This window comes from Acidovorax sp. LjRoot66, from assembly GCF_964253305.1.
Classification (GTDB): Bacteria; Pseudomonadota; Gammaproteobacteria; order Burkholderiales; family Burkholderiaceae_C; genus Acidovorax.
Map to the genome: position 1 here is coordinate 2,788,535 of NZ_CAXUQU020000001.1, position 22,091 is coordinate 2,810,625.

Sequence of the window (22,091 nt, forward strand, 5' to 3'; positions counted from 1 at the left end):
CACTGGCTTGAACCACGCCAGTTTTGACGAATGCGGGTGACGGTAGAGGTTGGATTTCGTCGACGTTGTAGACCGGGGGTGGGTGCGGCCTCCTAAAATGGCCCCCTCATGACCATCGACCCGCTGCTGCAACCCTCGCTCACCGCTTCGCATGCTCCCACGTCTGCGCAGGGGCGTTTCTGGGCGCTGGTGCCGTGCGCGGGCACGGGCTCGCGCGCGGTGGCGGCGCCCCCGGCCGCACCGGCGGGCTCCACCACCTCGGCGTTCGGCGCGCTGGCCGGGGCTGCAGGCGAGCCCCTGGCACCCGCGCCGCCACAGTTGCCCAAGCAGTACCACCTGGTGGCGGGCCACCCCATGGTCATGCACACCCTGGCCGCGTTCGCGGGGGTGGGGCGCCTGGCGGGCACGCTGGTGGCCGTGGCGCCGGGCGACCGCTACCTGGACGCGCACGACCACCCTTCGTACTTCGTGGTGGAATGCGGCGGCCCCACACGCGCGGCCACGGTGCAGGGCGGGATCAAGGCCCTGCAGGAGCGCGGCGCCCAGCGCGATGACTGGGTGCTGGTGCACGATGCGGCGCGCTGCCTGGTCACCGCCGAGCAGATCGACCGCCTCATCGATGTGTGCGCGCAGGACAGCGTGGGCGGCCTGCTGGCCCACCAGCTGGCCGACACGCTCAAGACCTCCATCGACGGCCCGGGCGGCGTGCGCGTGGCGTCCACCGTGGACCGCAGCAACAAATGGCTGGCGCAGACGCCGCAGATGTTCCGCATCGGCCCGCTGCTGGACGCGCTGGCCAAGGTGGGCACCAACGTGACCGACGAGGCCAGCGCCATGGAGGCCATGGGCCTGCACCCGCGCCTGGTGCCCGGCGGCGCGCAGAACTTCAAGGTCACCTACCCCGACGACTTCGCCCTCGCCGAGGCCGTGCTGGCCCAGCGCGGCTACGGCACCACGCTGGCGCGCTTTGGAGGCGAGCGAGGCCAAGGCGCCACAGAGACCGGACGCAAGACGATTTTTTAAGAGCGGCTAACAAAAATCTTCTGGCGTCGTTGCTGCGTCTTGTCGTACTACCCGTACTGCCTGCGACGCAGCGCCTAGCCAGAACCGCTTCGCTGAGTTTTGTTATCCGCTCTAAGACCGCGCAAGCGGATGTATGACTTCGCGTCCCGTGTGGGCGCGTGGAAAGGAACGCATGAATTTCAGAATTGGGGAAGGTTGGGACACGCACGCACTGGTGCCGGGCCGTGCCTTGGTGATCGGCGGTGTCACGATTCCCCACACCATGGGACTGCTCGGGCATTCCGATGCCGACGTGCTGCTGCACGCCATCACCGACGCCATTCTGGGCGCGGCTGGCCTGGGCGACATCGGCCGGCACTTCCCGGACACCGATGCCCAGTTCCGCGGTGCCGACTCGGCCGTGCTGCTGGCCGAGGCGGCGCGCCGCGTGCGTGCCGCCGGTTACACCATCGGCAATGTGGACAGCACCGTGGTGGCCCAGGCCCCACGCCTGGCGGCGCACATCCCCGGCATGTGCGAGTGCATTGCCAAGGCGCTCGAAGTGGCGCCGGACCAGGTCAACGTGAAGGCCAAGACGGCTGAGCGCCTGGGGCCCGTAGGGCAGGGGCTGGCGATGGAGGCGCGGGCGACTGCGTTGATCTACAGAACCGCCTGAGTTTCCGCAGCCCAGGCGGCCACATAGCCTGGCGTAGCAGCCGTGTTCAGCGGGTCCGCCACGGGCGCACCGCGCTGCAGCACCAGCGGCAGCACACCCACCCACACCGGGTGCTGCATGTCTTCCTCATCGTCCACGGGCGGGCCGCTGCGCACCTTGCAGGCGGCTTCATCGAGCGCGATGCGCATCACGGTGGTGGCCGCAAACTCCTTGTCGTTGCCGGCGCGCACCTCGGCCTGGCGGCCCACGGCCAAGTGGTCCATGAGGGCGGTCAGCGATGCGTGCTTGTCGGCCACGGGCTCGAAGCGGCCGTAGACCATGGCCGAGCGGTAGTTCATCGAATGGTTGAAGGCCGAGCGCGCCAGCACCAGGCCGTCGAGGTGGGTGATGGTCACGCAGGCCTGTATTCCCTTGCCCAGCCACTTGATCAGGCGCCCGCCGTTGGAGCCATGGATGTACAGGTGCTCGCCCTCGCGCCAGCAGGCCGTGGGGATGCAGTGCGTGCCCTTGTCGTCGGTAAACGCCACATGGCACAGGTAGGCGGCGTCGATGATGGCGTGCAGCGTGGCGCGGTCGTAGGCGGCGTTCTCGGCCACGCGGCGCACGCGGGTGCGGTCGGTGGGGGGCAGGGCGGCAGGGGCGTTGTCGTTCACGGGTGATTTTTCCGAAAGGGGGAGTGAAGAAAGGAGCGCACTGTAGCCTTGCTGTGGTGCCAGAATAAGACCCAAGCCCGTGCTATTTTTTAGGGCCACAGAAAATCTGCCACTCCATGGACTACCAGCTCCTGTTCTCCGATTTTCAGGCCAGGCCGCCGCATGCCGGCTGGTCGCAGCAGCGCCAGTTGCACGAGTGCCTGCGCCACGGCATACGCAGCGGCCTGCTGGCCAGCGGCACGCGCCTGCCCGCCAGCCGCACGCTGGCGGCCGATCTGGGGCTGGCGCGCAACAGCGTGCTCTATGCCTATGAGCAGTTGGCCACCGAGGGCTTTTTGCTCGCCAGCCGGCGTGGCAGCGTGGTGGCGCCGCTGGCAGGGCTGCTGGCGCCCCCAGCGGCCCTGCGCACTGTGCCCGGCGTGCAGCGTGCCAGCCTGTCTCGGCGCGCGCAGAACATGCCGCTGCTGCCGGGCTCGGAGGCTTCGGTGGCGTTTGCCCCTGGCGTGCCCTCGCTCCGGGATTTTCCGCTCCTGCGCTGGCGGCGCATGCTCGACCGGGCCTGGGCCTCGATCAGGCCCGCGCAGCTCAACTACGCCGACCCGGCGGGCGAGCCCGCGCTGCGCGAGGCCATTGCCGGCCACCTGCGCGTGGCGCGCGGTGCCCTGGTGGAGGCTGGGCAGGTGTTCATCACCGATGGCACGCAAAGCAGCCTGGACCTGTGCGCCCGCGCGTTGGCCGATGCGGGCGACAAGGTGTGGGTAGAGAACCCCGGCTACCAGGGCGCGGTGGCGGCGTTTCGCGCGGCGCAGCTCAAAACCATCGGCATCGTGGTGGATGCCGAGGGCATGGCCCCCACGGCGGGCGACTGGCTGCGCCAGCGGCCCCGGCTGATCTACGCCACGCCCTCGCACCAGTACCCGGTGGGCAGTGTGCTCAGCCTGGCGCGGCGCCTGGCCCTCATCGAGGGCGTGCGCAAGGCCGGTGCCCTCATCATCGAAGATGACTACGACAGCGAGTTCCGCCACGACGGCCCGCCGCTGGCCTGCATGCAGGGCCTGGCGGTGGATGCGCCCGTGGTCTACCTGGGCACCTTCAGCAAGACGCTGTTCCCCGCGCTGCGCATGGGCTTCATGGTGGTGCCCACGGCGCTGGCGCCGGCCCTGTCGGAAATGCTGGACCGGGCCGCACCGCGCGGGCGCACGGCCGAGCAGCTGGCGCTGGCCGAGTTCATCACCAGCGGCCAGTTCAGCCTGCACCTGCGGCGCATGCGCCGCCTGTACCGCCAGCGCCGCGACGCGTTGGTGGCCGCGCTCGGCGAGCAACTGGGCGACATGGCCACCGTGCACGGCGGTTCGGCCGGCATGCACCTGGCGCTGCGCCTGCACGACGGCGCGGCCGACGACGTGGCGCTGAGCGCGCGGCTGCTGGCGCAGCACGGCATCATGGCGCCGGCGCTCAGCCTGCATGCGGTGGGCCTGCGCGCGCAGCCCTGGCGCGGCTTTCTGCTGGGCTATGCGCAGGTGCCGGTGGAGGCCATGGAGCCGCTGGTGAAAAAGCTGGCGGGCGTGGTGCGGGGCTGAACCGACGCCATCTTGGAGGGGTTCATGGGCGCTGGATCAGAGGAGACATCGGCAGCAGCCGGAACGCCAGCGAGGCCAGCGCCAACCAGGCAGCGATGGCCAGGAACACCATCTGGTAGGGCTCGGTGCCCCGCGCCCCGGCCCAGCCGGCCACCACGCCGGTCAGCGATTGCATCAGGGCCACGCCCAGGAACATGGACATGGTGTACAGCGACAGTGCGCGCCCGGTCATCTCGGGGGGATAGGACGCGCGTGCGTCGCTGTACTGCAGCACGCCATAGCCGGACAACAGCCCCATGAGAAATATGAGCGCCACGGTGGCGGCGCCGTGGTGCAAAAAGGCCGCCACCGCGAAAAGGCTGGCCATCAGCAGCGAGGCGTTGCCGATCCAGGCGCGGCGCCGGTGTATGCCCGGGTCCATGCGCCCGAACGCAGCCGGGGTGAAGACCGCAATCAACGAAAGCACCAGCGCCACATTGCCGCTGTCCAGCAGCGAGAAGCCAAACCGGTTGGTCAGCAGGGGCCCCAGCCACAGGCCGCGCAGCGTGAGGAACGCGGCGTAGCACGACATGCCCAGCACCACGATGCCCCAGGTGTGGGGCACGGTGAGCAGCTCGGCAAAGCGCGCCAGCGACTGCCCCCAGCTTTCCTGCGGGGTGGGCGGTGCGTCAGGGACCACGGGCTCGCGCACCAGCGCAAAAATCAGCATCCACGACAGCGCGCTCAGCACGGCGAGCAGACCGAACCCCGTGCGCCATCCCCAGTGCTGCACCACCCAGGCCAGCGGGGTGCCGGTGAATATCAGGCCCAAACTGCCGACACCCATGCTCACGCCCGAGTAGAAGGCAAAACGCTCGACCGCGAAATACCGTGCAATGAACAGGGTGCACGCCACGAACGCCGGTGAGTAGCCGATCCCGATCAGCACCTGCCCGGCCATCAGCCAGCCATAGCTGGGCGCCAGCGCCGACAAGGCGGCGCCGGCGATCCCCAACGGCGCGGCCGCGAGCACCGTGCGGCGCAGGCCGTAGCGGTCCAGTGCAATCCCCATGAGCAGCTGCGCCACGCCGAACGACAGGCCGAACAGCCCGGCAAACGCCCCCAGCGACGAGGCCCCCAGGCCGAAGTCCGCCTGCAGCCCCTGGGCCACGATGGAGGCGGTGGTGCGGTACGCCTGGCTGAGCGCGAAGCCCGATAGCAGGACCAGCAGCATCAGCCAGAGGGGTTGTGTACGTGATGGTGGGTGGGTTGGGGGAGAGGAAGGCTGCGGTGGCATGCAGGGATTGTGCAGTGCGCGGGCTTGGGGCGCAGGGAACTGGTTGGTGATCCCCTGGGCGGCTTCGCTGATTCATTCTGCGCCTCCCGCTCTGGCAAGTGGCACTACCATGAGGCAAATGAAAGTCAAAGGCCGTTTTGGGCTGGATGCCGACGTTCAGTGGAAATGCGCGGATAGCGGCTTCGCTTTTCAACACCGACCGTATTGTGCATGCCGCACCCGTTTGGTTGACGGACGCGACATCCGCTAGCGCCGTCGAATGCACCTTCCAGGTGGTTGCGGTTTGGTGACTAAGGGTTGGCTTCGCGGTGTTGGCTGTCGAAGTTCTGCCGAGCTTCCCGGAAGCGGTCCGCATTTTCGACGATCCATGTCCAAAGCGGAACCATCCGAACCAGCAACTCCATGCCGGTTTCTGAAAGTTCATACTCGACCTTGGGAGGCACCTCTTCGAAGTCGTGACGGAGCACCAGCCCATCGCGCTCCAACTGCCGCAAGGTCAGCGTCAACATGCGCTGAGTCACCCCGTGCATACGTCTGCCAATCTCAGCGTGGCGGAGCCTGCCATACACGCCAAGGGTGTGGACGATACCGAGCGACCAACGGCTCCCGGCATGCGCGAGCACCTCCCGCCGCACCCCGTCGTCATCGTCCCGCAAGCCGTCACACACGGTCTGCGCGTACTGAAGAATTTCGTCTCGATTCACTGTGGTTTTGCTCCCGGTATCACGCGTGTGCCTTCTTACACTGCCGACGATGCGTGGCTAGACTGGCCCAACTTTCTCTCAAATGGGCTAACAGATGAACCTATCAGATCCTAACGCTACGTCGCAAAGTATTCTCGTTCTCGGTGCTGGCGAACTTGGTTTTCCAGTGCTGAGCAACTTGGCACGCCGCGCGAAGGACGTCACTGGGGCGAAGATCAGTGTGCTGCTGCGCGCCAGCGCCGTCGAATCCACCGAACCAGGCAAGCAGCGAGATGTTGCAGAGATTCGCAACCTCGGTATCGAGATCGTCGTGGGCGATCTGGTGAAAAGCTCCATTGACGAGCTTGCCGTAGTGTTCGCGCGCTATGACACGGTGATCGGCTGCGCGGGTTATGCCGCCGGGATCAATACGCCGATGAAGCTTGCGCGAGCCGCATTGCAAGCACGCATTCCAAGGTACTTCCCCTGGCAGTTCGGGGTGGATTTCGACGTGATTGGTCGAGGCAGCCCGCAGGACATTTTCGACGCGCAACTGGACGTGCGTGAGTTGCTGCGCAGTCAGCACCAAACGGAGTGGGTGATCATCTCCACCGGCATGTTCATGAGCTACTTGTTCGAGTCGGAATTCGGCGTCGTGGATCTGAAAAACAGTGCAGTACACGCCCTGGGTAGCCGCGACACCGCGGTGACGCTGACGACGCCGGAAGATATCGGAGCGCTGACGGCCGCTGTCGTGTTCGCCCAACCGCGCATCCGCAACGACATCGTTTTTCTGGCTGGCGACACCGTGACATACAGCGAGGTAGCGGACAAGCTGCAAGCAGCCCTGGGCCGTCCCTTCAGCAAGTCGGAATGGCCCGAGCAATATCTGCTGGACGAACTGGCGCGCGACCCGCAGAACATGATGCGGAAATACCGCGCGGCATTTTCCCAAGGACGCGGTGTGGCATGGGACAAGACCGGCACATTCAATCAACTCAACGCCATTCCGGTGACCGACGTGTCGTCGTGGATCCGTGCGAATCTGGCACCTGGCCAACGCGACTAGTCGGGTTGTTGCACCTACCAGATGCGCTACAGAAATGACCGCTTTTCCTCAAGCGGCGTCTTTGATTGGGCGGCAGCTTTTGGCCTATATTACGCGCTCGACGACGAAGGGGGGATGACCGCAACCGCTGCAAAGCGGTCCCCAGCCGCGCCGCTCCGCGGTCGTCACTCCATCGTGATCTTCGAGCTGGTCACGATGTCGCGGTACAGCGCAGCATGAGGCTTGATGAAGGCCTTGAACTCGGGGCCGTGCATCGGTGCCACGGAGATGCCCGCGTCCTGCAGCTTCTGGCGCAGCTCGGGCTTCGCTAGCGACTCCTGCAAAGCCTTGTCGACCGCAGTCACCCTGGCGGCAGGCGGACCGGCCTTCATGAAGAGTCTCTGCCAAAGGGGCATGGCCATGCCGATGCGCTTGATGTGCGGCAACTGCGGAACGCGCACGGTGTCCGAGATCCACAGCGCCCGGATCTTGCCGTCCATGAGAAAAGGCATGGCGGTGGAGAGCACCAGCATGGCACTGTCCCCCTGGCCGCCCACCAGGTAGTTGGCGATGTGCGTGCCACCAACCGCCCTCAGCCTGTGCCGAGTGATGCCGGGTATCGCCTCGCACGGGGCAGGGCCCTTCAGGAATGCACCTCCCACTGGGTTGCCAGCTCCTGCAGGTGTTCCAGAAATGCGCTGGCCACCGGCGACAGGCGTTTGCCTTGGAGCCAGAGCACCGACCAGGAGGAGGGCACAGGGAAGTGGTTCGCCTTCAGCACGGCAAGCCCTTCCGCCGAAGGCTGGCCGGCCAGGGCGTGCCGGGACACCAGGCCCAGCCCCATGCCCGCAGCGACCGCTTGCTTGACGGCTTCGTTGCTGCCGAGCTCCAGCCGCACGCGAGGGTGCAGCCCCAGGCGCCCGAAATGCGCATCGCCGGCCAGTCGCGTGCCTGACCCCCGCTCGCGCAGGATGAAGGGCTCTTGCTGCAGCCGCGCAGCACGCACGCGGGCGGCGCCTGCCAAGGGATGGCCCAGCGCGGCGATCGGCACCAGCGGGTTGTCCAGCAATGCCAGCCGCTCATGCGGCAGGTCGTCTGGAGGCAGGGACAGGATGTAGAGATCGTCCTGGTTGGCGCGCATGCGCTGCACCACGCCATCGCGGTTCAGGACCTGCAGCTCGATGTCCACCTCAAGGTGCCTGGCGCAAAAGGGGCCCAGCATGCGCGGAATGAAGTACTTGGCCGTGCTGGCCAGCGCAACCCGCAAACGTCCCTGCCGCAGACCTTTGAGGCCTGCGATGCGCTGCTCCAGCGCCTCCCACTCCGCCACCATGGCGCGCGCGCTTTCCGCGACAGCCTCGCCGGCAGGTGTCAGGTACAGGGCGCGGCCAATCTGCTCATGCAATGGCATGCCCACGGCATCGGCCAGTTCCTTGATCTGCATGGACACGGTGGGCTGGGTCACATGGCATGCGCGGGCCGCGCCGGTGATGGACCCGGTGTCGGCCAATGCCACCAGAAGGCGCAGTTGTCGAAAGGTGGCATGCATAGGGTTTTGTCTATGGGTTGTATCGATACTATTGATTTTCCTCGATTGAAGCTTGTCCATACCATTCGCAGCCATGAACATTCTTCTGGACCCCGCCATCCTGTTTTTCGTGCTCGGCGTTGCCGCCGGGCTGCTGCGCTCCAACCTGGAAGTGCCGCCACCCCTGTCCCGATTTCTATCGCTGTACCTGTTGATGGCCCTGGGCCTGAAGGGCGGCTTCGCGCTGGGCCAGACCGGTGTGACATCGGCTGTCGTGGCGGCCCTTGGGTGTGCTGTGCTGCTGGCCATCCTCATCCCTTTGCTGGACTGGCAGTTTCTCAAGCGCGCACTGCCTCCACTGGACGCCATCAGCGTGGCGGCAACCTACGGCAGCGTGAGCGCGGTGACCTTTGTGACCGCCGCGCACATCCTGGAGTCCCAGGGAAACCCCGGCGGTGGGTACATGGCTGCCGCCATGGCCTTGATGGAGTCGCCGGCCATCGTGCTGGCATTGGTGGGTGCGCAGTGGGCCCGCACCCAGGGCATGGCGGCTGGGGGCTCAGGCGCTGCGGCAATGGCCATCGGCAATGCACCGCCGCGCATGGCGGGCGTGCTGCGCGAAGCCCTCACGGACGGCGGCACGGTGCTGCTGGTGGGCGCCCTGCTCGTGGGCCTGGTATCGGGCCCCGCGGGGGCGAAGGCGATGCAGCCTTTCACCGGCGACCTGTTCAAAGGCTTGCTGGCCTTTTTTCTGCTGGACATGGGCCTGTTGACTGCGCGCCAGATGGCGGGCTTGCGCTCGCTGGCGCCCTCTCTGTTTGCCTACGCGGTGCTGGGCCCGGTGGTGCATGCGGCTCTGGCGCTGGCATTTGCACGGATGGCAGGGGTGGGTGTCGAGGACGCCACCCTGCTCGCAGTGCTGGCGGCCAGCGCTTCCTACATCGCCGTGCCCGCCGTGCTTAGGCATGCGGTCCCGGAGGCCCGCCCCGCCGTCTACATCGGGCTGTCGCTGGGCGTCACGTTCCCTTTCAATCTGCTGGTGGGAATTCCGCTGTACCAATGGATGGCCGGTCTCATGCTTTAGGCGTGCCTGCAGATGGCAGGCCACCCCAGGCATCGGTCAGCGCAGTGCCTTTAACCCGCTGGGTGCCTGGTGGTGGATATCCCCGCTGTCACCACCACCCCATCGTGGTCCATGGCGATGAAATCACCCGGCCGGATCGAGGCGCTCCCGATGGTCAGGTCGTCCCCGACTTCGCCGGTCCCCGCCTTCCCTCCACGCGCTGGAACGCTGCCGAGGGCAAACACGCCGAAGTCGAGGCCCTGCAGGATGGCGACGTCACGGATGGCTCCGTAGACGAGCACGCCCGCCCACCCGTTGTCCATCCCGATGCGCGCCATGCGATCACCGATCACGGCGGCCTTGAGCGAGCCGCCCGCGTCGATGACCAGCACGCGCGCCTTGCCCGGTGTGCCCAAGGTGTGGCGGATCAGGGCGGCGTCCTCGAAGGTGCGCAGGGTCTGCACGTGGCCTGACACTGCGTGGCGGCCGCCATGGCTGCGCCATGGCGCCAGGCATACCCGCGCAGCCGGGCCCAGTTCATCGCACAGGTCGGCCGTGTGGATGGTCGCCATGGGCATCAGTCCAGCGTGGCGCCGGATTGTTTGACCAGCTTCTGGTGCTTGGCCAGCTCCGACTGGAAGAAGGCAGGCGCTTCGCCCGGGCCCTTGTCCATGACCATCAGGCCCTGGCCCAGGATGGCGGCCTGTGCTTCGGGCGATGCAATTGCGGCCTTGATGGCGCTGGCGTAGCTGTCCACCACCGCCTTGCCCAGCCCGGCGGGCCCTACCAGGGCGATCCAGGCGTCAAAGCTGTACTTCGGCACACCCGCTTCCGTCATGGTAGGCACCTCCGGCAGGGCCGATGACCGCAGGGGTGTGGACACAGCCAATGCGCGCAGCGTGCCTGCCTTGACCTGGGGCGCGACCTGCGAGACCGAGACGAAGCCCAGCTGCACCTGGCCGCCCACCAGGTCGGTGATGAGCGGGGCCGTGCCGCGGTAAGGCACGTGCTTCATGTCGATGCCGGTCTCGGCGATCATCAGCTCGCCGGCCAGGTGCAGGGTGCTGCCGTTGCCGGCAGAGCCGTAGTTCAATGTGCCGGGGTGGGCCTTGGCATAGGCCAGCAGCTCCTGGACGTTCTTCACCGGCAGCCTGGCATTGACCGCCAGCACCAGGGGCACCGTGACGAGGACGGCCATGGGTGTGATGTCCTTGAGGCTGTCGTACGGGATGGTCTTGTAGATGCCGGGGTTGATGACGTGGTTGGACGAGATCATGCCCAGCGTCAGCCCGTCCTTGGGCGCCTTGACGATTTGCGAGGTACCCGGGATACCGCCGGCGCCCACGATGTTTTCAACGACCACCGGATGTCCGGTGCTGCGCCCGAAGCTGGGCCCGAGCGCGCGCGCAACCGCGTCGACCGTGGAGCCGGCGGCCAGCGGCACGACCATGCGGATCGGCTTGTCGCCTATGGCCGGCTGGGCCATGGTCCACGGTGATGCCGAGGCCAGCGCCAGGCAAAGGCCGAGCCGCGACAAGGCGCTGCGCCTGGTGGGTGGGGATTTCATGGTGGTGTCTCCTTCATTTTCTTTTCAAGTGGGAAATCGTTGTTGCAGTTCGTCGAATGACACCAGCTCCCCGGCAATCGCGCTGGCAGCCACGGTCGGCGGGCTGGCGAGCCACACGTTGCCCGGGCCGCCACGGCCCGGAAAGTTGCGGTTGATGGCGCTCACCGTGACCTGGTCCGCCCGGCTCGATCCTCCAGGCCCGCAGTTGCCGCAGGCGCCGCACGAGGGCTGCAGGATGCGCGCGCCGACCCGCTCGAAGGCGTCGAGGTAGCCTGCCGCGATGCAGTGGTCTCGCACGGCGGTGGTTCCGAACTGCAGGAACAGCTCGACACCGGGTGCCACCCTGAGGTTGCGGTCTGCGGCCCAGCGCAGCACCTTGTGGTAGTGGTCGAAGTCTTCGCGCTTTCCTGCGGTGCACGAGCCGCCGTAGGCGATATCGATGCGTACTTGGTGGGCCAGGGCGGACAGGGGCAGGCCGTTGCCAGGGTCGCCCGGGGAGGCGACCATCGCCGGCACACTCGCGCAATCGATGCGGATGGTGTCGGCATAGGTGGCGTCGGGGTCACTGCACATCCAGTCTTCGACCACAAAATCCACGCCCCGACGCTCGCGCAGAAAGCGCACCGTCTCCTCATCGGGCGCCACGATGCCGGTGAATCCACCCAGCTCCGCTGTCATGTTGGTGAAGGTCGCGCGCTCGTCCGTGCCCAGGCCTGCGATGGCCGGCCCGGTGAACTCGAACACCTTGCCCACGCCAGCACCGCCGCGGATGCCGGGCTGCGCCAGCAGGTGCAGCACCACGTCCTTGGCCGTCACGCCCGGGGGCAGTGCGCCGTCCAGAACGATGCGCAGGGTCTCGGGCAGCGTCAGCCGCACCGCACCCGTGGCGAAGGCGTTGGCCATGTCGGTGGTGCCGACCCCGAAGGCCACGCAGCCCAGCGCACCGCTGTGCGGGGTGTGCGAGTCGGTGCCGACCACCAGTTGCCCGGGCAGGGCATAGTGCTCGGCCATCATCGCGTGCGAAATGCCGGCCACGTTGCCGCCGTCGTCGTCGCGGGCTTCCTGCTCGGTCAGGGTGCGGTGGGTGCGCAGTGCGTAAGCCTGCGCAAACTCGCGCTGTGCCTGCACCATGCGATGGACGTTGGGGACCAGGCCGCCGCGCACGTGCGCAGGGCTCTCCTGCACATAGGAGGTGTGGTCCTCGAACACGATGACCGAACCGGGGTCCTTGAGCACCAATGGCCTGCCGAAGGTGGCATGCAGCATGTGGGCCGCCATGCCGGTGTAGTACTCGTGGATGAAGCGCCAGTCTGCACGCACGAAGGCGCCATCGCCCCGGCCCGGGTTGGCCGGCGTGACCCCGGTGGCCAGTGCGTGCCGCGCGACGATCTTCTCGAACAGGGTGCGCCCCCCAGCCTGGGGCTGCCTTGGCGGCAGCGGCTCGGACACCTGGCCCAGGTGCGCCTGACCAAAGCGCAGCAGGCCACCGCCTGCGAGCACGGCGGCATCCAGGGCATCGCGGCCGGTCAGCAGCTCGCGCCAGGTGATTTCCTCGCCGGCCTCGATCCGTGCAATCAGCCCGAAGTCGGTGGAGGTGATGAGGCCGATGTTGTCGGCGTTCTGCCGGTAGATGCGCTCGAAGCTCTCGGCGATGACCAGGCGCACGCCGGCGAGCTTTTCGGCCGCCGGGCTGTGCTCACGCGAGGAGCCTTTGCCGTACCGCTTGCCTGCCACCACCACCTGTATGCCGCTGGTGCGCAGGGCGTCCACCCCGATGGGCGCCTGGCCACCGGCCTTGAAGCCGGTGTAGGGATAGCGCCCCAGTTGCTCATCGAAGTGGGTGAGGATCGCGATCGGTGTGATTTCGTCGGTGGAGACATCGTCGCGCAGCGGCAGGGCTTCGGGCAGCGCGACGCGTTGGCCTGCCAAGGCCCTGCTCACCAGCTCTGGCGATTGGCTCAGGTACAGGATTCTTGGGGCAAAGCGCAGGGCGTGGGGCGACTGGATGGACATGCCCGATCATCGGAATCCACGCGCCCTCTGGGAAGTGCCAAGACGGCACGGGGGATAGCGCGGAACTCGACGTCCGGGATTACCCGCAAAGGCAATCGATGAGCGCCTGGACCGCGCGCAGCTGGGGTGTGCGCCGCAGGGCGTAGAGCCGCAGCTCCCGGTCTGCCCACGAATCCGCCAGCGGCAGCCGCGTGAAGCGCGCATTGCCCGCATAGGCCGAAGCGGCGCTCTGCGGGATCACGGCAATCCCCATGCCGGCCTCGACCATACGGCCCACGGCGTCGAAGCTGCTGACCGACACTTCGGGCGCAAACCGCATCTGCACCGCCTGCGCGCGCTCATGCAGGGTCTGGTCCAGGGCGCCGCCCTGGTGCACTCCGATCAGCGGGAACTCCAGCACCTTGGCAAACTCGACCGACTTCAGGTCGCCCAACTCGTGGCCCGTGGGAACCACCACCTGCAAGGGGTCATTCGCAAAATGCCAAGAATCGAGCCCTGGCGCAACCGTGCCGGCAACGCCTACGCCGACATCCGCCCTGTCGTCCAGGCACGCGCGGATGACGTCCCGCGTATCCGCTTCGTGCAGCGAAATGGCCATGCCTGGGTACTTTGCCTTCAGGTGTTTGAGCCGCTCGGGCAAGAAGCCGACCACGGCAGACATGTTGGCGTACAGGCGCACCGTGCCCCGGACTTCGTCGCTGTGCAGCTGCACTTCGCGCAGCAGTCCCTGCAGTTCGTCGTCGAGACGGACACCCCGCTCGAAAACGATGCGCCCGGCATCGGTCAGCGCCACGCCGCGAGGCGAGCGCACCACCAGCGCCGTCCCGAAGGCATGCTCCAGATCGGCCAGCCGGCGGCTCAGCGCGGACGGCGCTATGTGCTCCTGCTCAGCCGCCCGCGCAATGGAGCCTGTGCGGGCAACAGCGATAAAAAGCCGGAGGCTGTAGGAATCCAGGCGTCGTGTCAGAAGAACAGCTCCGTTGTGCCCGGCGCAGGGACCAGGGGAGGTGATGGAAGGGCCTTGCGGGGCATCGTAGCGCACTGCCATCGCAAGGCGGCCTGCGCAGTGCCCAGGGCACGGGTCAGTACAGCGCCTTGATGCCTGCGGGCGTGCGTATCTCGGCGCGGTAGCGCAAGCGGTCGCCTTTTTCCACATGGGGTGCATTCTCGATACCCAGACCGGCATACACGGCCAGCACCATGTCAGGCTCGGGGTGCTCGATGGTGAAGCGGGCGAGCCGCGCCCCCAGGTCCGGCATCGACGCTATCGGCGGTGGACGCTGACCCCGGTCAATGACCGAAGGCGCCACGCCTGCGAGCGGCAGCGCGCCGCCCGCAGGGATCGCAAAGAAGTAGGGCGGTGCGGCCCCGGCGGAGAGCTGTGCCTTGCGGCCCAGCAGGTGCCCGTGCTGCGCCAGCACCGCATCCATCTGCTGCGTGCGCGCCACCCAGCCGCGCAGGCACAGGCCGGCATCCCATGCCGTCTGCACAGCATCCCTGTCGTCCAGCCCGAACCAGCGGGCATCCACCGGTGGCGGGGCAGCGGGGTCGATGGTGATGACTTCGAGGTACACATCGTCGCCCAGCCGCAGCAGGTGGTTGTGCGTGCCCATGTCGGGGTGCTTGCGGCCCTGGGGCATGTCGATGCCCAGGCATTCGCGCACGTGGGCCACGCCCTCTTCGAGCGAGGGCGCGATGATGGACAGGTGGTCGAGCCAGAGCATGGTCTGTCGGTGCGCAGGGGTCAGCGCCGCTTCCAGTCGATGCCCGGAATGCAGATGCGCTGGTTGAACGTGCCGTTCCACTGCACCGGCAGCCCGGCGCGCTGCAGTTCGCTTGCGATGAGGGCGCCGATGCGCGGGCCCTCGGTCTCTTCGGTGTCGGCATCCATGGGGCCGAAGGCCAGGAACAGGCCGCCGCCCTGCACCGCGCGCGCCAGGTCCTGCCCATGGTAGAAGCAGTAGCCCACGATGTCGGCCCGGTCCGGCGCGTTGTGCCAGGCCTCGGTTACATCCCCATAGCCATCGCTTTGCGTGGTGCCCGCGTTCTGCAGCGCGACCAGGCCCTGGCGGGCCAGCGCGTCGAAGGCGGCATCCAGCCGGTCGCAATCGGTCGTGGCGGGCCAGTCCTTCTGGGCTTGTTTGTGCGCCCGCATGGCCGCATCAACGGCGTGTTCCACCTCGGCGGCATCGAGCTCGCCGGGCTCGTACATCTCCTCGGTCAGGATCTCGATGGTGCGCTCGCGGTCTTCAAAACCACCGCGCACGAATGCGTCGATCTCGGTGAGTACGTCGGGGGGCAGGGGCATGCGGTGTCTCCGTTGAAGAGAGCTGTCAATCAAAAGCACGGGGCGTGAAACCAGGGGTCGTTCAGACCATGGGCCTGCCGCATGGCGTGGTCCGGCTGGGGCCCAAACGGGGCTGCGCCCGCGTGTTGCAGCGCTGTGAATATTTCCGTTGCATAGCGGTGCGCATAGTCTTCCTTCTCCAGGGATGGGCGGCTGTCCCATTCATCTGCGGAAAAGCGCCGGTAGTCCACATGGTGGCCCAGCTCATGCAGCAGCGTCCGATACAGGACCGTGTTGCGAAGACAAGCTGGTGTGGGCTGGATTTCTATCGTGCGCCGGGTCTTGCGGATCTGGTGCCCGTCGGCCTGCAGCCGGTCCAGCTCGCGCTGGTCTCCGGGCGCCAGCGAATTGCGCCAGACGGTGGGTGCGAGGTGTTGGGCTTCGAGCACGATGGCGCTGCCGGCATGGGGTGCCAGCTCGAACTGGAACACCGCCCGCCCCCACACGGGCCGCAGGATGCGCTGCTTGCGCGTGGGCTGGCGCATCACGATGAAGTCGAGGGCCGCGAGGTCTTTGGCGGGGCAGTGCGAAAGGACCCGCAGGGCATCTTCAACGGAACATGGGTGGAACCAGCCTGTCCGGGTGGGCTCCACGAAGAACCTCACGCAGTGGCCGTTGACGCGCTGGGTGAAGGTGACGCATGTGCCCAGGCGCCCGTAGAAGAAGCTCCGGTCGTGCCGGGATTCAGGAATCGTCAGCCGGTTGTCCTCCCCGTGGCCTTGGGCAGGCGTGCCGATGTTCCGGTTTCTGCGAATGGGGTTCCAGCCAGGGCGCATGGGTTTCTGGGTTGGGGGCATTTCCGGGCCCTTGTGGGAGCGGGAGTCCGGTAGGGTTCGGGTGCCTATTATCGCAATGTGCCCGCTTCATCCCACCTCCCGCAACCATCGTCGCGCGTGCTGCCCGGGAGCGCTTTCATGGATCCTGCAGCCAGGCTGGGGTGCACTAAATACCTTGCACTGACAATTATTCGGAACTAGTATCAAATTGTTTCATTGATTGGGAGGGTTGGTCGCCAGGGCTGCGAGCAAGACCCCCTGTAAATACCAGGGATGTCGAGGGCAAGAAATTCGAAGGCGCTCGGCGTTATTTTTCTTGCCAATGGCTGGGCTATTCGCTAAAAAAATGCCTTGCGGCCATTTCGGTCCGCGTCGCCACCGATTCGCGAGGTCTGCGCAGAGGATTTTAGGTCTGGCGGAAATATGTTTTCTCGAACGTCGATAGCGCGGCGCATTCTTCCAATGCCAATTGATGGCTTCAGGCAACGAGCAGAAAGGGCTCGAACAGGCCGGGGTCGCGTCGGGTTTTCCCGCATTTCGCTCAAATAACGGGTTTCATTGCATTCCATCGAAATGCAGTGGCTCATTCTTTATCCAATTTTTTACGGTAAACATCCATGCCCCAGCTCGTCTTTGGTGCCAGCGCAGTCGTCAGTTCATTGAACCGCGCATTGGCCGATTCCACACCTTCGTCTTCCCTTTTCACCAGCCAGGTAGCACAGGCCGGTACCACCAACGAAGCGTAACTGGCGTTCGCCAAAACCTTTGGCGCCACCTATGCGGCGGGCAAAAGCCCAGCCCAGCTGGCTGTTGCGCTGATGACCAACCTGGGGTTGGACAAGGCCCCGCTCTCGCTGTTCGCTGCACTCACCGACTACATCGGAGCTGTGGGCACTGCAAATATCGGCATCGTTGCCTTGCAACTGGGCAACATCCTGGCGGGCCGGGAGTCCGACGCCACCTACGGCCCTGCCGCCCTGGCCTGGAACGCTGAGGTGAACCAGTCGTACGAAAAATCCACCGGGCTGTCGCTCACGCCCCCACCTGCCCCGGCTCCGCCGGACAACGGGCCTGCCCCCGCACCCGCGCCTGTCCCCGCACCCGCGCCTGTGGTGACCCTGGGCACTGCAGGCCCGGACGCCCTCGTACTGGCTGCCAACGCAGAAAACGTGGATCTTCTGGCCGGTATTGACTCCTTGACCATCAATGGGGCCACCAACGCGCCCACTGGCTCCCTCACCGGGGGCGCGGACGTTGATACCCTGTTGCTGGCCGCCGGCACCAATCTGTCGGGCGCCACGGTCAGCGGTTTTGAAAATGTCACCCTCGTTGCGACCGGCGTCTACACCATGACGGCTGCGCAGTACAACGGCTTCACCGGCACGTTTAACGCAGGCAATATCGAGACGATCGCCCTCACCACGGCGGGCACCATCGTTGCGAATGCTGCCGTCGAGCGCTTTCAGTTGGCCAACGGTACCAATACGTTCACGGCGGGTACCAACACCGTCTCCGTGGTGGGGGGCACCGGGAACGATACCTTGAACTACACCGCCACCCAGATTGCAGGGGCCACTACGGTGGCTAGCGGCCTGGGCGTGGACACGTTGAACATTGGTGCCATCGGCGCCAACCTGAACATCTCTGCGCTGGTGACCGGGGTCGAAACTGTCAACGTCACCGGCTCCGCAGCGACGGGCTATACCTTCACCAATGAAAACGGTGGTGGTATCACGCTCAATTTCGCCAAGGGCGCGGCGGGCGACGTGGTGGTCCTGGGGAATGGCGGGCAGACATTGAACTTGGTCGGAACGGCCAGCACGGCGGTAACTGTCCAGGGCGGGACGGGAGCGGACATCATCAACCTTTCCATCACGGCAACGGGGGCCGAGACGATCACCACCGGGTCTGTGATCGGCAACATCGATACGGTCGCCTATTTCAAGAATGTTGGCGCCGATGTCTTCAAGACGGGCGTCGCCGCGACGACCCTGAACGCACTGACGATTGCCAGCGCGGACACCGCCTCGCTGGCCGCCTCGATCGCCACGGCGGCCACGGGCGCGGGCGCCACGCTGGCGGCCAATACTCAAGCCTACATCATTACCGTATCGGCGGGCACGGCGGCAGGTACCTACGCCTTCCAGAACATTGGCGGCACAGTGGGCACGGTGGATGCCACCGATTTCATCGTCAAGCTGACCGGTGCGGGCAGCATCGTCGCGAGCGATTTCATTGCCTGATGCGCATCACATGATGGCTCCGGTCAGCGGGCCTGGATGGCCCCTTGACGGGGCGGCCAACGCAAAAAAAGGAGCGCTTGCGCTCCTTTTTTCATGGTCTTGCGCAGGGGGGCGCGTGCCCGGGGAGGCGGTCACGGTGTTGCACCTGGCCCGGCTCAGCCCACCTCCCGCAGATCTACCACATGCACCGCGCAGGCATTGCGACCGCCGTGCTTGGCTGCGTAGAGGGCGCGGTCGGCGGCCAAAAGAAGGTCGGTGGGGCGCACCGACGGGTCGCCCGGGGCGAGGTAGGCCACGCCAACGCTGGTGGTCATCTGGCGGGGCATGTTGTGCTGCTGCAGCGGCAGGGGTTCGCGGATGGCGTGCAGCACCTTGTCGGCCACGGTCTGCGCTTCATCGCACGACGACAGGTGGGGCAGCACCACGGCGAACTCGTCGCCGGCGATGCGCGCCGGGAAGTCCGTGCTGCGCACGGCGCCCCGCAGCCGCTCGGCCATGGCGATCAGGGCCGCATCCCCGGCGGCGTGGCCCCAGGTGTCGTTGATGGCCTTGAAGTGGTCGATGTCCAGGAACATCAGCGCCATGCCGGTGCCCGAGACCTGGCTGGCCTGCAGGGCCGCGGCCAGGTGGATATCGAACTGGCGCCGGTTGGCCAGGCCGGTGAGCGTGTCGGTCATGGCCAGCTCTTTCATGCGGCGCTCGGACTGGCGGATGGCGGTCACATCGGTGGTCAGCGTGTAGATGCCCAGCACCTCGCCCACGGCCACCATGTCGGGGATGTAGTCGGTCTGCAGGATGCGCCGTATGCCCAGCGCCTGGGATTCCACCTCGAACTGCACGCGCTGGCCCGACAGGGCCCGGTGCAGGGGGTCTGCACGCTGGGCGTAGAGGGCCGGACCGATCACCTCGGGCAGGGGCTTGCCCAGGGCGTTGGCAATGGGCAGGCCGGTCCACTCCTCGAAGGTGTGGTTCAAGAACTGCAGCCGGTGCGCGCGGTCGATGTAGGTGATCATCACCGGCAGGTTGTCGGCAATGGCGCGCAGCCGCCGCTCGGTGCGCTCGTGGCGCAGCTGCAGCTCCTTTACGTCGGTGACGTCGAACGACATCAGGTAAAAGCCCACCACCGCCGGCCCGGTGCTGCCCTCGCCATCGCCGGCATCGAACTCGGGGATCAGGTGGCTTTGCAGGTGCCGGGGCGTGCCCTCGTGGTCCACGCAGCCCTCAAACTGCGCGCGCCGGCCGGCCAGTGCCTCCAGCAGGTAGGGCAGGTGCAGGGCGTACTGCACGTCGCCCAGCAGCTCCTGGGCGTACAGGCCGACCTGCGGGTGGGCGATCAGCCCGCGCGACTGCAGCGCGTAGTCGTTGGCGAACAGGCAGCGCTGGCGGACGTCGAAATGGCAGACCACGGCCGGCATGCTGCACAGCACGTCGCGCAGGCGCTGCTCGCTGCGGGCCAGGCGCTGCTCGGCTTCGCGGCGCGCGCGAATATCGCGCAGGAAGGCGTTGGCAATCGGGCCGTTGGCGGTGGGCTGCACCGTCATCATCATCTCCACCGGCACCTCGCTGCCGTTGCGGTGGTGGCCCACCAGCTCGGTGGGGCGGCTCAAGGCCTGGTTGCTGCCCAGGTTCACCAGCTGCGCGAAGTCCGTGAGCGGCGCATGCGGGTGGATGCGCGGCACCATCAGCTGCGCCACGTCCCGGCCGATGGCTTCAGCGGCGCTCCAGCCGAACATGCGCACGGCCTCGGGGTTCCAGTCGGTCACGCGGCCATCGGCCCCGACGGCGATGAAGGCGTCGCCCGCAGTGTTCAGGATGTCGGCGGTGCGCTGCTGCTCCTGCACCAGCGTGGCCAGCAGTGGCCGCACGCGGCGGCGCAGCGCCCAGGTGCCAGCGGCCACCAGCGCCAGCACCGACAGCACGATCAGGTGCAACTGCCCGCGCAGGGGCGCATACAGCGTGGTGACGTCGGTCTTGAGCACCAGGCCCAGGCCGTAGCCGCCAATGGGGCCGTAGCCCGCCACCACCGGCACGCCGCGCAGGTCGCGGGCATAGTTCACCCCGCTCTGGCCCAGCAGTGCCAGGCTCACGGGCAGGCTGGGCTTGCCCGATGCCGCCCACAGGGGCACGGTGAAGGGCGTGGGGTACAGCCGGCTCGGGGCGCAGGCGGCGACGTCGGCGCGGCGGCGGCAAATCACGGCGTCGGCCGATTCGGTGGAGCGGCGCATCTGGTCCATCAGGCTGTCGAACAGCCTGAGCTTTTGCTCCATCACCACCTGGCCCACCAGCGTGCCGCCCTGGCGCACCGGCACCAGCGTGCGCAGCACGTAGCCGGCGTTCCAGCGCAACTCGGCCTGCTGCGGCCCTTCCAGGTCCAGCGACTCGATGGAGCGCGCGCTGTCGCCCAGAAACAGGCCGGTCGCACCCAGCAGGTGCCCGCGCGCATCGAGAAAGCGAACCCCGTCCACGCCCCCCATGAGGAAGCCGGCCGTCAGCTTCTCCAGTTGCTCGCTGGCCTGTACGTCGCGCGGCGAGCCGCTCAGGCGCTCCATGGCCTGGGCCACGGCGTGGTGGTCGCCCACGGCGGCTGACAGCGCAAGGCTGCTGCGCAGCGCGTCGTCCAGCGCCAGCGCATAGGTGCGGACCGACTGCTCCATGGCCTGCAGCACCGATTTCTCGAAGGTCTCGCGCATGGCGACAAAGCCGGCGATGCCCCCGCCCACGGCGACCAGCGTGAGCGCGGTGATGGCGCGGTAGGTGATGCGCCGCCCCAGCCACTGCGGGTCGCGTGCCCTGTCGATGAGAACCCTGTCGCGCAGCTGCCAGATGCCTGCCCCCAGCACCAATAGCGCCACCGCCGTGGTCCACCGCACCTGGTTGTGCGAGGCCACGCGGTACAGCAGCTCCAGCCCCATCAGGTGGCCAGCCAGGCCCAGCGTGGCCACGGTGGCCAGCAGCGCCAGTGCCACCAGGCCGGCGCGCCGGTACCGGTCGCGGTGCGCCGGGGCGGCGCACCAGAGGGCGGCCGCGCACGCCATGAAGGCCACGCCACCGTTGGGCGAGAGGCTGTGGGCCCCCGGTGCACGCAGGGTGGTGCCGGTGATGAACCCCGGCAGGTCGGCAACCGCGTCGTGCCCTGCCAGCGCGCGCCACAGGGCCAGCACCGCGTACAGGCCTGCCACCAGCGCGAGCACCGAGGCTGCGGCCTGTGCCGGCCGGTGGGTGTGGGGAAAGGAGCGCAGGCACAGGGCGGCGCCCAAAAGCAGGAGGATGAGCGCGGCGTGGATGCCGGGCTCTACCGAATCGGCGAAGGCCTTGCCGAGGGCCAGGTGGGGAAAGGCCGAACGCAGCACCAGAAAGAAGGCAAAAGTGGTACCCAGCACCCCCAGTGCCAAGGAGGTCGTTGCATGCCGGTCGCGCACCATCTGGGCCATTGGATTGCCCTCGCGTCTTGGTTGCCCTCGTGTTCTTGTGACAACATGTTACGCCTGGGGTTGCGATTGCGCTAGGCGGGACAAACCCCCGAATACGCGCCTTGCGGCCCGCGTTCTGCTCTGGACGGTGGTAGCATGGCGGGGCTCGCGCGCCCTGCGCCAGCCAGGCCGTGGACGACTTCGGCCGTGGACTTTCACCAGGGGA

At 67.1% G+C, this 22,091-nt stretch carries 20 protein-coding genes; 6 read left to right on the forward strand and 14 right to left on the reverse strand.

Annotation, left to right across the window (positions count from 1 at the left end):
* The first annotated feature begins 108 nt into the window (after nucleotides 1–108).
* Both ACSQ3Y_RS12845 and ispF read left to right on the forward strand, forming a co-directional pair.
* Nucleotides 109–1,023, forward strand: coding sequence for an IspD/TarI family cytidylyltransferase (locus tag ACSQ3Y_RS12845; RefSeq protein WP_436177520.1), 915 nt, complete (start codon nucleotides 109–111; stop codon nucleotides 1,021–1,023).
* A 172-nt stretch (nucleotides 1,024–1,195) separates the two neighbouring features.
* On the forward strand, nucleotides 1,196–1,678 hold the full coding sequence (gene ispF, locus ACSQ3Y_RS12850; protein ID WP_436177521.1) for a 2-C-methyl-D-erythritol 2,4-cyclodiphosphate synthase: 483 nt from the start codon (nucleotides 1,196–1,198) through the stop codon (nucleotides 1,676–1,678).
* Here the strand turns inward: ispF and ACSQ3Y_RS12855 are convergent.
* Nucleotides 1,663–2,331 (reverse strand): pyridoxamine 5'-phosphate oxidase family protein, encoded by a 669-nt coding sequence (locus ACSQ3Y_RS12855; RefSeq protein WP_436177522.1) that lies wholly within the window; start codon nucleotides 2,329–2,331, stop codon nucleotides 1,663–1,665. The genes ispF and ACSQ3Y_RS12855 overlap by 16 nt on opposite strands.
* A gap of 116 nt (nucleotides 2,332–2,447) precedes the next feature.
* Here ACSQ3Y_RS12855 and ACSQ3Y_RS12860 point away from each other — a divergent pair, with 116 nt between their 5' ends.
* Complete coding sequence (locus ACSQ3Y_RS12860; protein WP_436177523.1) at nucleotides 2,448–3,911, forward strand: PLP-dependent aminotransferase family protein; 1,464 nt, start codon at nucleotides 2,448–2,450, stop codon at nucleotides 3,909–3,911.
* Nucleotides 3,912–3,933: 22 nt separating this feature from the next.
* Here ACSQ3Y_RS12860 and ACSQ3Y_RS12865 read toward each other — a convergent pair whose 3' ends face one another.
* Together ACSQ3Y_RS12865 and ACSQ3Y_RS12870 are read right to left on the reverse strand one after the other, a co-directional pair.
* Nucleotides 3,934–5,124: an MFS transporter gene (locus tag ACSQ3Y_RS12865; RefSeq protein ID WP_436177524.1), complete on the reverse strand. Its 1,191-nt coding sequence runs from the start codon at nucleotides 5,122–5,124 to the stop codon at nucleotides 3,934–3,936.
* 353 nt (nucleotides 5,125–5,477) lie between these two features.
* Nucleotides 5,478–5,891 (reverse strand): winged helix-turn-helix transcriptional regulator, encoded by a 414-nt coding sequence (locus tag ACSQ3Y_RS12870; RefSeq protein WP_436177525.1) that lies wholly within the window; start codon nucleotides 5,889–5,891, stop codon nucleotides 5,478–5,480.
* 94 nt (nucleotides 5,892–5,985) lie between these two features.
* On the opposite strand from ACSQ3Y_RS12870, the gene ACSQ3Y_RS12875 reads away from it, so the two are divergent.
* Complete coding sequence (locus tag ACSQ3Y_RS12875; protein WP_436177526.1) at nucleotides 5,986–6,939, forward strand: aromatic alcohol reductase; 954 nt, start codon at nucleotides 5,986–5,988, stop codon at nucleotides 6,937–6,939.
* A gap of 164 nt (nucleotides 6,940–7,103) precedes the next feature.
* On the opposite strand, the gene ACSQ3Y_RS12880 is transcribed toward ACSQ3Y_RS12875, so the two are convergent.
* Both ACSQ3Y_RS12880 and ACSQ3Y_RS12885 read right to left on the reverse strand, forming a co-directional pair.
* Entirely contained in the window at nucleotides 7,104–7,580 is a 477-nt protein-coding gene (locus tag ACSQ3Y_RS12880) for a tripartite tricarboxylate transporter substrate-binding protein (RefSeq protein WP_255357706.1), read from the reverse strand.
* Nucleotides 7,562–8,527, reverse strand: a complete 966-nt coding sequence (locus ACSQ3Y_RS12885) for a LysR family transcriptional regulator (RefSeq protein WP_436177527.1) — start codon at nucleotides 8,525–8,527, stop codon at nucleotides 7,562–7,564. Before ACSQ3Y_RS12885 ends, ACSQ3Y_RS12880 begins: the two co-directional genes overlap by 19 nt.
* A 13-nt stretch (nucleotides 8,528–8,540) precedes the next feature.
* On the opposite strand from ACSQ3Y_RS12885, the gene ACSQ3Y_RS12890 reads away from it, so the two are divergent.
* Entirely contained in the window at nucleotides 8,541–9,530 is a 990-nt protein-coding gene (locus tag ACSQ3Y_RS12890) for a sodium-dependent bicarbonate transport family permease (protein WP_436177528.1), read from the forward strand.
* Nucleotides 9,531–9,580: 50 nt separating this feature from the next.
* On the opposite strand, the gene rraA is transcribed toward ACSQ3Y_RS12890, so the two are convergent.
* The 8 genes from rraA to ACSQ3Y_RS12930 form a co-directional block, all read right to left on the reverse strand.
* Nucleotides 9,581–10,081 carry a ribonuclease E activity regulator RraA gene (rraA, locus tag ACSQ3Y_RS12895; RefSeq protein ID WP_057264298.1) on the reverse strand — a complete coding sequence of 167 codons (501 nt, stop codon included), beginning with the start codon at nucleotides 10,079–10,081 and terminating at the stop codon, nucleotides 9,581–9,583.
* Between the two features lie 5 nt (nucleotides 10,082–10,086).
* Nucleotides 10,087–11,076 carry a Bug family tripartite tricarboxylate transporter substrate binding protein gene (locus ACSQ3Y_RS12900; RefSeq protein ID WP_436177529.1) on the reverse strand — a complete coding sequence of 330 codons (990 nt, stop codon included), beginning with the start codon at nucleotides 11,074–11,076 and terminating at the stop codon, nucleotides 10,087–10,089.
* A gap of 24 nt (nucleotides 11,077–11,100) precedes the next feature.
* Complete coding sequence (locus tag ACSQ3Y_RS12905; protein ID WP_436177530.1) at nucleotides 11,101–13,089, reverse strand: aconitase family protein; 1,989 nt, start codon at nucleotides 13,087–13,089, stop codon at nucleotides 11,101–11,103.
* Nucleotides 13,090–13,168: 79 nt separating this feature from the next.
* On the reverse strand, nucleotides 13,169–14,137 hold the full coding sequence (locus tag ACSQ3Y_RS12910) for a LysR family transcriptional regulator (protein WP_436177531.1): 969 nt from the start codon (nucleotides 14,135–14,137) through the stop codon (nucleotides 13,169–13,171).
* 34 nt (nucleotides 14,138–14,171) lie between these two features.
* Complete coding sequence (locus ACSQ3Y_RS12915; RefSeq protein WP_436177532.1) at nucleotides 14,172–14,813, reverse strand: VOC family protein; 642 nt, start codon at nucleotides 14,811–14,813, stop codon at nucleotides 14,172–14,174.
* A gap of 20 nt (nucleotides 14,814–14,833) precedes the next feature.
* Nucleotides 14,834–15,397, reverse strand: a complete 564-nt coding sequence (locus ACSQ3Y_RS12920) for a DUF6891 domain-containing protein (RefSeq protein WP_436177533.1) — start codon at nucleotides 15,395–15,397, stop codon at nucleotides 14,834–14,836.
* Nucleotides 15,398–15,426: 29 nt separating this feature from the next.
* A complete protein-coding gene (locus ACSQ3Y_RS12925) occupies nucleotides 15,427–16,233 on the reverse strand; it encodes a hypothetical protein (protein ID WP_436177534.1) in 807 nt (268 codons plus the stop codon).
* Between the two features lie 562 nt (nucleotides 16,234–16,795).
* Nucleotides 16,796–16,972 carry a hypothetical protein gene (locus tag ACSQ3Y_RS12930; protein WP_436177535.1) on the reverse strand — a complete coding sequence of 59 codons (177 nt, stop codon included), beginning with the start codon at nucleotides 16,970–16,972 and terminating at the stop codon, nucleotides 16,796–16,798.
* 58 nt (nucleotides 16,973–17,030) lie between these two features.
* On the opposite strand from ACSQ3Y_RS12930, the gene ACSQ3Y_RS12935 reads away from it, so the two are divergent.
* Nucleotides 17,031–18,455 (forward strand): beta strand repeat-containing protein, encoded by a 1,425-nt coding sequence (locus ACSQ3Y_RS12935; protein ID WP_436177536.1) that lies wholly within the window; start codon nucleotides 17,031–17,033, stop codon nucleotides 18,453–18,455.
* Between the two features lie 155 nt (nucleotides 18,456–18,610).
* Here the strand turns inward: ACSQ3Y_RS12935 and ACSQ3Y_RS12940 are convergent, their stop codons facing one another.
* Complete coding sequence (locus tag ACSQ3Y_RS12940; protein ID WP_436177537.1) at nucleotides 18,611–21,886, reverse strand: diguanylate cyclase domain-containing protein; 3,276 nt, start codon at nucleotides 21,884–21,886, stop codon at nucleotides 18,611–18,613.
* Nucleotides 21,887–22,091: the final 205 nt, after the last annotated feature.